The 14,677-nt window shown below is 52.7% G+C and carries 15 protein-coding genes; 6 read left to right on the top strand and 9 right to left on the bottom strand.

Annotated features, from left to right (window positions below):
• Positions 1-62 precede the first annotated feature (62 nt).
• The gene (locus KVT34_RS12855; RefSeq protein ID WP_217559067.1) at positions 63-281 is read left to right on the top strand and encodes a hypothetical protein; all 219 of its coding nucleotides are present in this window, start codon (positions 63-65) and stop codon (positions 279-281) included.
• A 245-nt stretch (positions 282-526) separates the two neighbouring features.
• Here KVT34_RS12855 and KVT34_RS12860 read toward each other — a convergent pair whose 3' ends face one another.
• The 5 genes from KVT34_RS12860 to KVT34_RS12880 all read right to left on the bottom strand — a co-directional run bounded on the left by KVT34_RS12860 (position 527) and on the right by KVT34_RS12880 (position 6,725).
• Positions 527-820, bottom strand: coding sequence for a DUF6509 family protein (locus tag KVT34_RS12860; protein WP_217559068.1), 294 nt, complete (start codon positions 818-820; stop codon positions 527-529).
• 87 nt (positions 821-907) lie between these two features.
• Positions 908-1,063 carry a hypothetical protein gene (locus KVT34_RS12865; RefSeq protein ID WP_217559069.1) on the bottom strand — a complete coding sequence of 52 codons (156 nt, stop codon included), beginning with the start codon at positions 1,061-1,063 and terminating at the stop codon, positions 908-910.
• Between the two features lie 383 nt (positions 1,064-1,446).
• Positions 1,447-2,721 (bottom strand): 2-oxoglutarate dehydrogenase complex dihydrolipoyllysine-residue succinyltransferase, encoded by a 1,275-nt coding sequence (odhB, locus tag KVT34_RS12870; protein ID WP_217559070.1) that lies wholly within the window; start codon positions 2,719-2,721, stop codon positions 1,447-1,449.
• A gap of 25 nt (positions 2,722-2,746) precedes the next feature.
• Positions 2,747-5,596, bottom strand: coding sequence for a 2-oxoglutarate dehydrogenase E1 component (locus tag KVT34_RS12875; RefSeq protein ID WP_217559071.1), 2,850 nt, complete (start codon positions 5,594-5,596; stop codon positions 2,747-2,749).
• A 307-nt stretch (positions 5,597-5,903) separates the two neighbouring features.
• On the bottom strand, positions 5,904-6,725 hold the full coding sequence (locus tag KVT34_RS12880) for an MBL fold metallo-hydrolase (protein WP_217559072.1): 822 nt from the start codon (positions 6,723-6,725) through the stop codon (positions 5,904-5,906).
• Between the two features lie 210 nt (positions 6,726-6,935).
• On the opposite strand from KVT34_RS12880, the gene KVT34_RS12885 reads away from it, so the two are divergent.
• From KVT34_RS12885 to KVT34_RS12905, 5 genes are all read left to right on the top strand, one after another.
• Entirely contained in the window at positions 6,936-8,414 is a 1,479-nt protein-coding gene (locus tag KVT34_RS12885; RefSeq protein ID WP_217559073.1) for a spore germination protein, read from the top strand.
• Complete coding sequence (locus KVT34_RS12890) at positions 8,415-9,506, top strand: GerAB/ArcD/ProY family transporter (protein ID WP_309244086.1); 1,092 nt, start codon at positions 8,415-8,417, stop codon at positions 9,504-9,506.
• Positions 9,499-10,596, top strand: a complete 1,098-nt coding sequence (locus KVT34_RS12895) for a Ger(x)C family spore germination protein (protein ID WP_217559075.1) — start codon at positions 9,499-9,501, stop codon at positions 10,594-10,596. Before KVT34_RS12890 ends, KVT34_RS12895 begins: the two co-directional genes overlap by 8 nt.
• A 200-nt stretch (positions 10,597-10,796) precedes the next feature.
• Positions 10,797-11,444, top strand: a complete 648-nt coding sequence (locus tag KVT34_RS12900) for a metal-dependent hydrolase (protein ID WP_217559076.1) — start codon at positions 10,797-10,799, stop codon at positions 11,442-11,444.
• A 66-nt stretch (positions 11,445-11,510) separates the two neighbouring features.
• Positions 11,511-12,176 (top strand): sensor domain-containing protein, encoded by a 666-nt coding sequence (locus KVT34_RS12905; RefSeq protein WP_217559077.1) that lies wholly within the window; start codon positions 11,511-11,513, stop codon positions 12,174-12,176.
• Positions 12,177-12,216: 40 nt separating this feature from the next.
• Here KVT34_RS12905 and KVT34_RS12910 read toward each other — a convergent pair whose 3' ends face one another.
• From KVT34_RS12910 to KVT34_RS12925, 4 genes are all read right to left on the bottom strand, one after another.
• Positions 12,217-12,408, bottom strand: coding sequence for an antitermination protein NusB (locus KVT34_RS12910; RefSeq protein ID WP_217559078.1), 192 nt, complete (start codon positions 12,406-12,408; stop codon positions 12,217-12,219).
• 153 nt (positions 12,409-12,561) lie between these two features.
• A complete protein-coding gene (locus KVT34_RS12915) occupies positions 12,562-13,110 on the bottom strand; it encodes a hypothetical protein (protein WP_217559079.1) in 549 nt (182 codons plus the stop codon).
• 13 nt (positions 13,111-13,123) lie between these two features.
• A complete protein-coding gene (locus KVT34_RS12920) occupies positions 13,124-13,720 on the bottom strand; it encodes an AAA family ATPase (RefSeq protein ID WP_309244090.1) in 597 nt (198 codons plus the stop codon).
• 32 nt (positions 13,721-13,752) lie between these two features.
• Positions 13,753-14,532 (bottom strand): class I SAM-dependent methyltransferase, encoded by a 780-nt coding sequence (locus KVT34_RS12925; protein ID WP_217559081.1) that lies wholly within the window; start codon positions 14,530-14,532, stop codon positions 13,753-13,755.
• Positions 14,533-14,677 lie beyond the last annotated feature (145 nt).

Consider the following 14,677-nt stretch of genomic DNA (forward strand, 5'->3'; position numbering starts at 1 on the left):
TTCCGTTTGGTATGCTCAAGATACGCTTAGAGAACTAAGTGTTACAAATGGAGGGATAAACAATGGCAGAGTCCGAAAATGAAATTCAATTGTCCGAAGAAGAAGTCGCTGCCGGCGAGGTAGAAGCTGTCGAGGAAGTCCAAGCGGATGCGGAAAGCGCCGCCGATGCTGCGGAAGCCGAAACGGCGGAAGAGGCCGACGAAGAAGTCACGGAAGCCGTTGAAAGCGACGAGACGGATGAAGCCGTCGAAGATACGGCGTCTGAAGACGTTACGGATTAACCCCTGCACTCCATTCGCACTTCTTACTTAAATCTGCCGAGCCTGTTCCTGTAGGAACAGGCTTTTTATGCGGCGGCATCCCCCGTTCAGGTTCCACCAGCTCTTTATCCGTTCGACGGCAGACTCTTATGCAGCAAAAAGTACGCAAAAAAAGGCTCTCCGCGACCATCAGAAGACGGACCAGGGAGCCTTTTCCAGTATGACGGATTGGTTAGGGCAATTTGCCGCCCCTTCATCCTCGCATGTTATTCGTCCTGCGGAAGATGATCCTTGCAGAACGTATCGACGACCGCAAGCTCTTCGTCCTCAAGATCGAACTCGAGGTATGTATCCGTCGAATTTTCATGGATATCGTACTTGATTATCCGGCTCTGGTCTTCGTCCACGCCGTATATGACCCGCAGATAGATTCCGTTAGCCGTGTACAGCTCGTCGTCTTCCGGAACGTCTACCTCCAGATTAAATTCGTAACGCTTCCCCGGAATAATCCCGAACGGGTCTTTTACAAGTTCTGCACTATAAGCTGTGATCGTTAGCATGTCAGCATTCCTTTCTCATCAAAACCTTCGAAGCCTATTATACACCGAATCGAAGAATTTCCCATCCCCTCTCTTCCCGGTGATTCTTTAGGAGATCAATCCGAGCGTTTTTGCCTGCTCTTCAGACAAGACAAATTCTTCGCTCGACCACACGTCGTCCTCTTGGTTCAAGCCGAACATTTTCATCACTTCGGGCCAGATTCCCTTTTCCAGCGCCTCGCTTTGCGTAATCATAATTTTCATCTTTTCTTCCCCCTTTGAATGGTTGCAGATGTGTCCGGCTTCTCTTCATTCATTACCCAGAAATGCAAGTTCTATGACAGCCAAAGCTTCCTGAATGGTTAATAAACGGCCCGCGGGATCCGGTACGCCGGAAGTGCGCCGAATTTCTGGAAAAAGAGTTGACTGCAGGACATTCGTGACATTTCCGCAGCAGGGCTATGTTCTGATCGATATAATTTACCCCCTTAATCATTGGCATCCCTAATAAGATGTCATGCTTGAAACACATATTGCCTTTACCTTCCCATAATAAAAAAAGTCTGCCGAGCTTGTGGCCCGGCAGGCTTTTCCTAACAACTTTCTAATGTGCAGTGCCGTTCGGTTAAACCGCTCTGATGGAGCGATTAACCTTCAAGCAGCAGGGATTCCGGATCTTCGAGCAGTTCTTTTACGGTGACGAGGAAGCGAACCGCCTCGCTGCCGTCTACGATACGGTGGTCGTAGGAAAGCGCGATGTACATCATCGGACGGTTTTCCATTCTTTCCGCATCGATCGCAACCGGACGGATCTGGATTTTGTGCATGCCCAGAATGCCCACTTGCGGAGCGTTAAGAATCGGCGTGGACAGCAGGGAGCCGAATACGCCGCCGTTCGTGATCGTGAACGTACCGCCTTGAAGGTCGGACAGTGCCAGTGTGTTGGCGCGCGCTTTGCCGGCCAGGTCTCCGATCTGCTTCTCGATATCCGCAAAGCTCAGACGATCCGCTTCGCGAACGACCGGAACGACCAGACCTTCCTTCGCGGATACGGCGATACCGATGTCGTAGAACTGCTTCACGACGATATCGTCTCCGTCGATCTCGGCATTCAGATGAGGGAATTTCTTCAACGCGCCAACGACCGCTTTCGTGAAGAAGGACATAAAGCCCAGACCCACATCGTGCTTGTCCAGGAACGCCTGCTTGCGGCGTTTGCGCACGTCGAGAATCGCCGTCATGTCAACTTCGTTGAACGTGGTCAGCATAGCAGCCGTGTGCTGAGCTTCCACCAGGCGGTTCGCGATAGTCTGACGGCGGCGGGACATGCGCTTGCGCTCAACCGGTTTGCCCGGTACCGCTTGCTGTGCGGCTTGACCGGCGCCAGCGGACTTCGCTGCAGCCGGCGCGCTTGCCGGTTGTGCCGCTTGCGTGCCGTGGGACTTCACGTCGTCCTGGTACACGCGGCCGATCGGATCCTGCGATTTGACCTGGCTCAGGTCGATACCGCGCTCTCTGGCAAGCTTTCTCGCTGCCGGGGAAGCAGCCAGCGACGCGCTGTCGCTCGCCGCTACGGAAGCCGCAGGAGCCTTGGCAGGCGTTCCTGCCGCCGGGGAAGCTGCAGGAGCTTCCGCCGCTTTCGGAGCCTCAGGAGCCGCTGCAGGAGCTGCAGAGGCCGGTGCACCGGAAGAAGCGCCGATCACGCCGACGATTTCGCCGACCGATACGTTGTCGCCTTCCTGCTTGCGGATTTCAGACAGGACGCCGTCTTGTTCCGCGCTGATTTCCAGGTTTACTTTGTCCGTTTCAAGTTCAAGAAGCAAGTCGCCTTGACTTACCGTACTTCCTTCAGTCACAAGCCATTTAGAGATAGTTGCCTCAGTAATAGATTCGCCTAATTCAGGCACTTTAATATCAGCCACGATGGTGACCTCCTATGCATGTTTATTATTCCGGTTGTTTAAGAGCGAGCGAGATAATCTGGTTATGTTCGAACGTATGGATCTCCTGGAAACCGCTGGCCGGGCTGGAGCGGTCAGGCAGACCTACGTAACGCACGTTGACTTTATCCGGCGCAAGGGAACGGATTCTGGATTCCATGAAGTTCCAGGAGCCCATGTTCCGGGGTTCTTCCTGTACCCAAACGATTTCTTTCAGTCCAGGGAACTTCGCGATGATTTCCGCGATATCCTGTTCCGGCAGCGGGTAAAGCTGCTCTACGCGGGCAATATGAAGCCACGAGAAATCGCGGTCTTCGGAAGTTTCAAACGCTTCTTCCAGATCGATCGCCATTTTACCGGTGGTCAGCACAAGACGTTTCACTTTCTTCGGCTGATCGCCAAGGCCTTTCTGTTCCATGACCGGCAGGAAGGAGCCTTCGCTGAATTCCTTGCCGTCGGATGAGACGCGCGCGTTGCGGATCAGGCTTTTCGGAGCCATAATCACGAGCGGACGAGCCTCTTCGCGTTCCGTAATCGCAGCCTGGCGGCGGAGAATATGGAAATATTGCGCCGCGCTGCTCAAGTTCGCGACCGTCCAGTTGTTCTCTGCGGAAAGCTGCAGGAAACGTTCCAGACGGGCACTGGAATGCTCCGGTCCTTGACCTTCGTAGCCGTGTGGCAGAAGCATCACGAGACTGGATTTCTGCTCCCATTTGGAGCGGCCCGCGGAAATGAACTGGTCGATGATCACCTGCGCCGCATTGGCGAAATCGCCGTACTGGGCTTCCCAGATCACGAGTGTTTCCGGCGAATACACATTGTAGCCGTATTCGAAAGCAAGGACGGAGCCTTCGGACAGCGGACTGTTGTAGATCGCGAACGATGCGCGCGCCTGAGGCAGCTTGTGCAGCGGCGAGTAGGTCGAGCCGTTCTTCACATCGTGAAGCACGAGGTGGCGATGCGCGAACGTTCCGCGCCCTACGTCTTGTCCGCTGATCCGGATCGGCTTGCCGTCGGCCAGGATCGAAGCGAATGCCAGCGTCTCCGCGAGCGCCCAGTCTACCTTGCCGCCTTCGTTAAGCGCGTCTCCGCGGCGTTCCAGGATACGCTGCAATTTCGGGTAGACGTTGAAATCTTCCGGCCATGTAATCAGCTCGCGGTTGATTTCCTGCAGTTCCTGAAGCGGAACGGCCGTCTTGATTTTCTTGAGATCGTCGAAAATAGCCGGCTCGGCGACACGCTTTCCCTTGCCTTGGTGATTTTTGACGAGTTCGTACGCTTCCTGAAGCGTGTTCTGAATGTTCTGGATCATCTGCTGGTAGCCGTTGTCGTCTACGAGCCCTTCCTGCTTCAGCTTTTCCGCATAGAGGACGGAGATCGTCGAATGGTTCTTCACTTTGCCGTACATCAGCGGCTGAGTCGTTTCCGGATCGTCGTTCTCGTTGTGTCCGTAACGACGGTAGCCGATCAGGTCGATCAGGAAGTCTTTCTTGAACCGGTTGCGATATTCGCAAGCTAGACGCGCCGCCGCAAGGCATGCTTCCGGGTCGTCCGCGTTAACGTGAACGATCGGAATCTCGTACCCTTTGGCCAGGTCGCTCGCATAGTGAGTGGAGCGGGAATCCGTGCTGTCGGTCGTGAAACCTACCCGGTTGTTGACGATGATATGGATCGTTCCGCCGTTCTCGTAACCGGTCAGCTTCGTAAAGTTGAGTGTCTCGGCAACGATACCTTCACCCGGGAACGCGGCGTCGCCGTGCATGACAATACAAGCCGCCTTGTTCAGATCCTGTTCTGGATAGCCGGGATTTTCACGATTATCTTGTGCCGCACGCGCAAAGCCCTCAACGACTGCGCCTACAAACTCCAAGTGACTCGGGTTGTTCGCGAGTGTCAGCTTGGCTTCTCTAGTTTCGCCTTCCTTGATTGAGCGTCGTGCACCCAGGTGGTACTTTACGTCCCCTGTCCAGCCGTAGTTGATTCCCGTGGAACCTTCGGACGGAATGATGTCTTTGTTCGGCGCATGATGGAATTCCGCAAAAATTTTCTTGTACGGCTTACCCAGAATGTGAGCGAGCACGTTTAGGCGTCCGCGGTGAGCCATCCCCATCAGAATGTGTTCCGCTCCGTCGTGAACGACTTCATGAACGATTTCGTCTAAAAGTGGAATAAGTACGTCCGTACCCTGCAGAGAGAAACGCTTCTGACCGACAAACGTGCGGTGCAAGAAGCTTTCGAACTGCTCTGTCTGTACCAAGCGGTCCAGAAGCTTGGTCCGCTCTTCTTTGGTCAGCGGCTCGATAGATGCGCCCGATTCCGCTTGACGGTTCAGCCAATTACGCTCGTCTTCCTCATGAACATGGCTGAACTCAAAACCGATCGATTGGGAATATCTTTGACGCAGGCGCTGGATCGCTTCCCAGCCGTTCGCCACGTCGGACGGTGCCTCTTCCCAAACGATTGAAGCCGGCATTGCCACCAGATCTTCTTTGGTCAGACCGTACGTGCCCGGCTCAAGCAGTCTTGTATCCGGGGTGGTGCTCAGACCCAGCGGGTCCAGGTTGGCAGCTAAGTGCCCGTATGTGCGAATATTCCACACCAGTTTACCGACGGCGACGACTTTCTTCAGCACGTTCGGGTCGCTAGTGGTAGTGGTTCCTGCGTTTGCCTGACCTTCGGATTGGACGGTTTGTACCGATGCCGGAGGCGCTCCAAAACGCGCAAACAGGTCCCGATAAGCTGCTTCCAGAGAATCGGGATCGTTCAGATACTGCTCATACTTCTCTTGAATGTAACCTAGGTTCGGCCCGTAATAAGATTCCCAGGGCCATCGACTGCCTTCCACTTCATTCCTCATAGCTGTAATTTTCCGCCTCACTTTTAAGATATTAGTTCTGCTCGTATAGAACATCCTAGCATAACAATAACGATAGCCCTCCTCGTCGAGAATTTCTCCTCAATTTCAGGTATCGTCATCAAATGTGGAAATTACAATACTTATTATAATGCAGTCTATAGAAAAGTCCAAAAAAATTGCGCATTTTGTCACAAGAGTTCACAATTTAACCGGCAATTATGGCTTTTTTGGTAAAAACCTCATAGATTGCCGGTTTTTTCGACAAATTATCAGACAATTCACCTTAAAAAAAGAGGAATTTCAACCGTTATTTCTTCTCCGGCATCGCCCGTTCTTCGAAATGTTCAGAAAGTGTTCGCAATCCTTCCGCCAATTCTTGTCCGGAAACCGGTCTTCCATGTCCGGTGACGGCCAGAGACGGCTGCAGTCCTTCCAGAAACCGGACGGAGATTTTGGCCGCTTCCCAGTCGGTCGTAAAATATTTCGGCGGGCCGTTTACCTCCGGCGTTTGCATAATTACTTTATAAAGCGACTCCTGCTTGACGTTCACGAAAGCGTCACCCGCAATCAATGCTTTGTCCTCGTCCCGGAAAAGGGAAACATGCCCGGGGGTGTGTCCCGGCGTATGAATCCATCGCCAGTTCTGCATTTCGGGTATGGATCCGTCGGGCGGAAGTTTGCGCAAATAGCTGCCCAGATCAATCCCCTCGTTCGGGAAAACGGGCGACATTTTGGCGACGAGTCCGGTATCCGCGTCCGGGTCGGCCGGCGGATAGTCCTGCATGCCGTTCAGATAAGGAATTTCGAGCTCGTGCGCGTATACAGGCACGTTCCAGTGCTTCAGCAGCGGGATGACGGCACCGACATGGTCGAAATGACCGTGGGTCAATACAATCGCGCGCGGAGGCACCGTCCCGAAACGCTTTTCCGCGGCTTGGATAATCTCGTCCGCGGATCGCGGCATTCCCGCATCTACAAGCACCCATCCCTGCGGATTGCTGACCTCCCCCACAAACACGACATTTACGATCTGCAGGGTGAGGCAGTAGATGTCCGGGGCGGCCTCGATCCCTTCCCCGCTCTTGATAGACGTAACCGGCAACCTTTTGTCTTCAAACGTATTTTCCATCCATCCGGCTCCTTTCCGTACTCCGTAGTTTTCCAGATAAGGCTGCGCATGCTTATACTTACCCCATTACCCGCAAAAAAATCGGCTCTTTCCCGGCCTTCCTGCGGTTGTCGGGATTTCTGTCGTGCGTTAAAGCGGAATATGGGACGGGAGGTATAAATCTTCCCTCTTTTCACAAAATAGGAAAAACCGCCGGAGAGGTGATCGGCTATGCGTTTCAAAAAATGGATGCGCCTGCTTTCCAGTACGAATCCCCCTTCGCCCGTCATCCGGCAAATTCATGCCGAACCTCCTGTGCTTTCCAGGATCAAGGAACAGTTTAATGACTGCAGCGATCTTACCCAGCGGGAATTCCCGGAGCTCGGGATTACGCTTTTTTATTTCGAACACTTGGTCAGCCCCAATTTGTTCGAGCGCGAACTTCTGGCCCCGCTCGAAAATATTCAGGCGGACGAAACGGACGAGCTGCTGAAAAATTCGATTTTTATCCGTGTGACTGAAGAAAGCGTCCTTGTTAAAAAAATCCTCAACGGCTGGGCCGCCTTGTTCGTCAAGGAAGCCGCCTATGCCGTCGATATTTACGGCCCCGACGGACGCGGCATCGAACAGTCGGAGACGGAAGGCGTTATCGTCGGCCCGCATGACGCTTTTACGGAATCTCCGGAGGATAACTTGTCTCTCATCCGCAGGCGGGTGAAAAGCAATCAGCTGAAAGTCCAAACGTTTACCGTAGGAGAGGTTACGAACAGCAAAATATTCGTCCTCTATATTGAGGGAATCGCCAACATGGATTACGTCAACACGATGACGCAGCGTATAGAGGCCATCGAGACGAACGCGATCTTCGATGCGACCATGCTCGTTCAGCTCATCGATGATTTCCCCAACTCGGTGTTCCCGGTTATGCTGAACACCGAACGCCCCGACGTTGCGGCCTCCAAACTTGTGGAAGGCAAAGTCGTCGCGATCGTTGAGCAGAGTCCGTCGGTCATCTGCGGACCGACTTCCTTTTTCGAATTTTTTATTTCGCCGGACGACTATTACAGCCGTTGGGCGGTCGGCACCGCGACCCGCTTACTGCGTTACGCGGCTTTTGTCATCACGATTTCGTTTACGGCTCTCTATGTATCCATTACGACTTACCACTACGAGATGATTCCCGACAATCTGATCGCGACGCTGACGGAATCACGCAGCCGCGTCCCTTTTCCGCCCGTCTTCGAGGCGCTTCTGATGGAGACGACGATTGAACTGCTCCGGGAAGCCGGGGCCCGGCTCCCGACCAAAATCGGCCAGACGATCGGTATCGTTGGCGGTATCGTCATCGGACAAGCGGCCGTCCAGGCGGGCTTTACGAGCAATATCCTGATTATTGCGGTGGCCTCTTCGGCGATAGCCTCTTACGTGATTCCGAGCTATACCATGAGCGCTTCCATCCGGCTGATCCGCTTCGGTCTGGTCATCGCCGCCGGCGTGCTGGGCAATTTCGGCCTGATGGCCGGCATCGCCCTGGTCATCATCCATTTGGCCAAACTAACGAGCCTGGGCGCTCCATATACGATGCCCGTCGCCCCCCTCAAATTAAAGGACTGGAAGGACATCTTTATCCGGGCCCCTTTCTGGAGCCTGAAAAGCCGGCCTTCCCAATCCTTGTCGATGAACAAAAAATACAACAAGCTCAAAAAGTAGGTGGTTGTTTTGTCCAGGGAAAGATTGTATACCCACCATGTCGGATTTCTCGTTTTCAATACGCAGATGGGCGTCGTGTTATTCTCTCTTCCCCGGATCGCGGCCACGTATTTCGGAACGAACGGATGGGCGGCTATACTGATCGTCAGTGTAATCGCCACCTTCAATATCTACCTGATTTCACTTGTCAACAAATTAGGCAAAGGAGAGTCTTTCTTCGATATCGTGGAAAAAACGATTCCCAAGTGGGTGCTGGCGCCGCTTTACCTGTTCATGGCGTCCGTGTTCAGTATGATCGGGTGCCTCGTAGTCAAGCAGTATGTGCTCATTTACCAGCTTCTGATTTTTCCGTCTACGCCCGATATCGTGTTGAAGCTGGTGGTCGATGTCCTTGTTCTGCTTCTTCTTCTCAAAGGAATTTACACCATTTCGAAAGCGAACATCATATTCTGTCTGCTTTTGCTGATGCTTGCCCCGATATTCGCTGCTTTTACGTCGGAGTTTGATTCGGTCCGGCTGACCACCTCTTTTTTTAAAGATGGAGAGAACAGTGTCAAGGGATTCATCACCATTTACAGCGCGTTTATGGGTTACGAGATCAGTCTCTTCTTCATGCCCTACGCAAGCAGGAGCGTCAAGTGGATGCGGGGAGTTTATATCGGAAATTTCGTGGTTACGTCCGTCTATCTTTTGGTGACCTTCATCTGTTACGGCGTTTTCAGCTATGTCCAGCTTAAAGTTCAATCTTTCCCGCTGCTGGATCTGCTTGCTTATTTGAAATTTCCGTTTATGGAACGCATTCAAAATTTCCTTTACAGTGTTTTTCTGATTTCGGTTCTCGTTACGGCCTCTATGTATTACTGGACCAGCAAAGAGACCCTTAGCAGGCTGGTTCCCAAAATAAAAGGGACCTATTTATCCCCGGCCATCATGTTTGTCACGTTGTTTATTTCCTTGATGGCCCAGACCCTGACCGTCGTGGAGAAGTGGTTCGGTTATCTCAGTATCATGCTTATCGGGCTGGGGTACTTTCTCCCGGTATTTGCTCTCGTTATCCTACTTTTCCGTAAAAGGAGTCTGCCGAATGTTTAAGATGCGGCATCTTTTTCTTCCTTTGCTGCTTTTTCTTACCGGATGCGCAAGGGACCAGAACATACTGGAAAAGATCGGCTACGTCCAATCCGCCGCTTATGACTGGGCGCCCGACAACAAAATGAAGGTCACCCTCAGTATCCCGGTTATCGAGAGGGAGTCCCGGGACGGGAACGACGAAATACTGACGATTACAGCTTCGAGCACCAAAGCGGCGAAAAACCTACTGTCCCGGAAAACGAGCCGGACGCTGGTCAGCGGACAGCTCAGAAACCTGCTTTACGGCATCGAGCTGGCCAAAACCGGGCTTCGTCGGAACATGGACTCCATCTTGCGTGATCCTTCCATCTCCAAAAGGTCCAATATTATCCTGACGGAAGGAGATGCGCACGATATCATCGACCGGAACTATCCGGGGCATCCCAAAACGGAACAATATGTAGATAAACTGCTGCAAAAAGAATTTCAGCTTCAGAATACGCCGCGCATTCTCCTCCATCAATTTGTACGGGATTATTTTGATGAAGGCATCGATCCTATCGCGACCGTCATCCGCATTTCCGGTAATGATTTGGAAGTCAGCGGGATCGGTTTATTCAAAGAAGATGTGTATATCACGAAGCTGCCTACGAAAGACATGATCTTTTTCAATCTGTTGTACCAGAATCAGAAGCAGGGTGAATTTTCATTTGCCCTGAACGACGAGGAAACCAAATCCATCATGTTCAACGCCATCTCCAGCAAGCGGAAAATCAAAATTCGCCGGGATGAGGAAGGCGTTCTTCATGCGGATATCCGAATGGTCGTCCACGGAAGCGTCCTCGAATATATCGGAAAGCTAAATTTAAGCACGGATGACAGCGCCAAGGTCGAGAAGATGATGTCGGCTTATATCTCGAAGCATTCCGAGAGGGTCCTCTCGTTTATGCAAAAACACGGCGTCGACAGTATCGGGCTTGGCCGGTATGTCCGAAACGAACTGGGGTATGCGCAGTGGAAAAAGCTGGACTGGGCAGAGGCCTATCCGGCCGTACAAGTCCATGTCAATGCCGATTTCCATATCAAAAATTTCGGGAATTTCTTTGATTGAACACAGACATATGCAGCAAAAAAGGACGCAGCAGCCCCGTTTTGACGGGTTGCGCGTCCTTTTTTATTGATTCCTGCAGCCCGATTATCCGGCAAAGCGCAACTTTTTCCTCCACGGGTTGTGCGAAATGAGCTTTCCTTGTATACTGTCTTAGCAAACATATGTTTGCATTCCTATCATCGTCAGTCAACGGAGGCATTATGAAAGGTTCAACTCATCTCGCAATCGGCACTGCCATCGGACTTGCCGCGTCCGTTTTCCATCCTTTTACCCCAACGAATTTTGCGGTGTACATATCGGTGGCCGCTTTCTCCGCATTAAGCGCGGATCTGGACGGTCCCAGCATGCTGAGCAGCAAGCTCGGCAAAATTTCCAAATGGCTGCGCGAAGTGTTTCTATGGGGAGGCGCTTTGCTTGTCGCGGCCGTGGCCTATCTCTTTGTTACGGAGCATCAGTTTTACCCGGAACGGATGACGATCGCGGTGATGATTTTTCTGATCGGCTTCGTGACCAAGGAAGGGATCATACGCAACGCGCTGGTCAGTCTGGTCGGAGCCGGCCTCATTTACTGGGGCTGGCATACTCAAATGAGATGGCTGATCGGACTCGGCGCTTTTGTCGTCTGGGCTCCCTGGTTGAAGCACCGCGGGATGACGCACACGGTATGGGCGCTTGCGGCTTGGGGTGCTATCGGCATGGAGCTGGAGAAACAGCTTCAGTTGGAAGGCATTATGATGGTCGCCGTCGCGGGCTACTTCTCCCATCTGTTCGCCGATACCTTGACGCCAAGCGGCGTGAAATGGCTGTATCCGCTGTACAAAAAGTCTTTCAAAATCCCGTTTCTGTAGGTTTTGAAGGGAACCATCCACCACCGTCGTCTTATTAGTCAGATCACATAAGGACGGTGGAAGACATTGAATAAATCACCAAATTTGACAGCGTCGTTTTTTTATTTGCTTGCTCTGCTTCCCATGGGACTGTTCGGCTTTGTGTATGCAGTCGTAGGAATAGCCTTGTCAATCGGGCTTATGCCTATTTTTATCGGATTCCCGCTTCTTCTGTTTGTATTGCGGACGAATCGAAACTTGACCGATCTGGACGCCCGGCTCGCCTCCCGGCTGCTTGGCCTGGAGCCGCAGACCGAAGCGGCAGCGGCCGGCGGCACTCTTCGCGGAGAACGGAAGTCCTTCTGGGCTCTGCTCGGCGCGGAGCTGGTCGACGCAAGATCGTTCAGCGCGCTGCTTTGGCAGTTCATCCGCCTGCCGCTTGGCATTCTGGCATTTGCGTTCACGGTCTCGATTGCTTCTGTCATCCTGGCTTTGCTGGTTTCTCCCGTTGTGTACTGGATTCTTCTTCAGACCCTCCACATCGATATTTTTTATGATCAGCTGAACTTCTTCCTGATGAACGAACGGATCGATTCCATGCAGCTTTCCCTGATCTATACGGGACTCGGCATCCTGGCCGCACCTGTCGGCATGATCGCTATCCGCAAACTGGCCCAGTTTATGGGCGCTATCGCCATAGAGATGACCCGCATCGGGGCGCCGGCGTATCAGCCCGCTCCCCAGTACCGATAGGTTAAAGAGCTGTCTCCCTTAGGGGAAGACAGCTCTTTGTTTAGTACATCTTTTTGCGCTCCGGCTCCTTCGGGATTCTATCCCAAACGACAATGAGCAGAGTAGCCAGCGGCCCGATCAGCAGCGAAATGAAAAACCAGTTTAATCCGCTCCTGTTTTTCCCTTGGGCCAGACCCGCATTGATGAGCGCCAGTGTCAGCCAACCGATCCCGCTTTCCCCGTTTACCTCCAAAGTCGCGTCCCTCCCTTCTCCGCACGCTTGGCCCTCAGGAAATAATCGGAGAAATAAGCGTTTCATTTCCCGGGCAACCGCATAAAACGCTAAGATAAGCGTTCAGATGACATCCTTCACCGCCACCTGTTTCTGCCGCAAAGAAATAATCGCTTAATTGTCCGCCTCTTTCCCCTGTACCGCGTAATTCAGCAGGAGCCGCCCTTCGAAGATGCTAGCTACCAGATTCAATGCCGAAATGCGGACAAACGCCAGTCCTCCGTATTCAAACAACCCGGCCCCTTTGTATAACGAAAGCGTACGATGAAGGCTGACGGGCTCCCGTCCCGGAAGGCGGAACGTATACTCGTTCTCTACCTGGGTTATTACGTTTTTAAAAACCTGTACGGACAAATATAATTCGCCCTCCAGATGAATGAGCGCATATTCCTTATGACTTTCCGGATAAACGTTAAAATCCGCAGACTCTATCGCATATTCCGGCGAATATTTCATCATCAGGTGGAGCTGGTCGCCCGTTACCGGCACTCCAAGCGCTTTCAGATACGCCCCCTGTTGAAGATCCACAAGCTTAGACAAGGACATAAGGATAAAACCGCCTACAAGACTTATAAATGCTGCCGGCAGATTGCCTGCCGAAAAAGAGATAAACGTTCCGAACACGATCAGAAACAAGCCCACAATGCTTTGAATGGTCGTCACGGCGACTTCCTTTCTAGAATCGGATTTGTTTGAGTTGGGTCAGCAGGCGGTGGGCCTTCTTGCGAATTGTGCTCCTGTTGTCGGGGAGAAGCTGAATGCCGGCAATGGCGGCGATCTCCTCGCTTACTTCACCGATGGTCAGTAAATCCGTATCCACGTGATGTTGGAAAACCTCCTGCGACAGTCCCTCCCTGCAGCGGTCAATTTGACGGGCCGCCCACGAATTCGGGCCTTCCCCTCTCGATCTTAATCGTTTGAGCAGCGTTTCCTTGGACGCGCAGAGGGCGAAATGGTGAACCGTCCTGCTATCCCGGCGCAGCCTCCCTACGATCTCGTCGAAGTAAACCGGGTTGACGATCGTCATCGGAACGAGGATAACGCCGTCAAATTTGCCGCTTATGTAGTTCAGCATGCCGTAATTGCTTTCCCGCCACATCGGATAATCCTGAAAATCATCCAGAGCCGTGGATGGGGGCACATTTTTGCGTATAAAATATCCCGCGTTTTCGGGATCGTATAAAAACGAGCCGGGTATCCTCCGGTGCAGCTCGTGCGTTGTTTGGGACTTGCCGGAGCCAAAGGCGCCGTTCACCCATATAATCACGGAAATCACCCGCTTTCCTATAATGTGCGGTGGCCGCTCTAGCTCTCCAGCGTTAACACGGCCACCGAGTATTTATGCGGAATAATCATAACCGCGTCAAAGTCGGACAGATTCCGCAGCAGTTCGCCGCTCACCTTCATGCGGAGTTCCTTGGATTCGTTTGCCAGCCAGGAAACCGACCTGATTTTGCCGCACCAGTCTTCGCGGGTATAGGCAAGCGTATAAGCCTGTTCCCACTCGTGCCTGAGACGGAATCCATGCCGCTCCCACTCCTCAAACCAATTTACGGGAAAGCCGTTTCTTCTTTCCCTGACTTCCGCGTTCGAGCCTGCCGGCTTCAAGACGATTCCGTTTTCTTTCAGAATACGGAGCGTGAGCTGAACAGCCGCCGATGTGGTTTCAAATACGGAATTGATCACGATGAGGCTGCCTCCGGGCATCAGATGCCGCCGGATATTTTCCAGCGTCCGATCGCGATCGAACCAGTGCCAGGCCCGGACGGCCGTAACGAACGAGTACGTCCCGGGAAGCCGGAATTCCTCGGCGGCGGCCTGTACGTTCGAAATTCGTTCCAGCCCGGCCTGACGGCTTTGCGCGACAGCCGCTTCGATCAGCTCGGCCGAAGGCTCGATCCCCGTAACTTCAGCCCCGCGCTCCGCTAGAGCTCGGCTGAAAATGCCGGTGCCGGCGCCGAGATCCAGTCCCTTCCTGCCCTCAAAATCGGTCCCGCGCGCTTTCAACTGACGAAACAGCAGATCGGGAAGGGCGTCCCTGTATTTCGCGTAGTCGCCGGATACTTTTCCGAAATCAGTTGTCATGATCTTTCACCTCTGCTATCTACCTTACAGGCAACAGCACACGCTGTAAAAATCATCCTTTTAATCAGAGGGATAAGAAAAAGTTTTCTCCCCGCTCGTACTCGGCCATTCCTGCGAATACAAGACGGTTCGCTCGGGCGCTGCG

The organism is Paenibacillus sp. GbtcB18, assembly GCF_019091125.1.
GTDB classification, from domain to species: domain Bacteria; phylum Bacillota; class Bacilli; order Paenibacillales; family NBRC-103111; genus Paenibacillus_F; species Paenibacillus_F chitinolyticus.

Coding starts and splice junctions, on each gene's coding strand:
- KVT34_RS12925 (WP_217559081.1), bottom strand. CDS start 14,532: ATGACAACTGATTTCGGAAAAGTATCCGGCGACTACGCGAAATACAGG.
- KVT34_RS12865 (WP_217559069.1), bottom strand. CDS start 1,063: ATGAAAATTATGATTACGCAAAGCGAGGCGCTGGAAAAGGGAATCTGG.
- KVT34_RS12880 (WP_217559072.1), bottom strand. CDS start 6,725: ATGGAAAATACGTTTGAAGACAAAAGGTTGCCGGTTACGTCTATCAAG.
- KVT34_RS12860 (WP_217559068.1), bottom strand. CDS start 820: ATGCTAACGATCACAGCTTATAGTGCAGAACTTGTAAAAGACCCGTTC.
- KVT34_RS12875 (WP_217559071.1), bottom strand. CDS start 5,596: ATGAGGAATGAAGTGGAAGGCAGTCGATGGCCCTGGGAATCTTATTAC.
- KVT34_RS12895 (WP_217559075.1), top strand. CDS start 9,499: ATGTTTAAGATGCGGCATCTTTTTCTTCCTTTGCTGCTTTTTCTTACC.
- KVT34_RS12885 (WP_217559073.1), top strand. CDS start 6,936: ATGCGTTTCAAAAAATGGATGCGCCTGCTTTCCAGTACGAATCCCCCT.
- KVT34_RS12855 (WP_217559067.1), top strand. CDS start 63: ATGGCAGAGTCCGAAAATGAAATTCAATTGTCCGAAGAAGAAGTCGCT.
- KVT34_RS12900 (WP_217559076.1), top strand. CDS start 10,797: ATGAAAGGTTCAACTCATCTCGCAATCGGCACTGCCATCGGACTTGCC.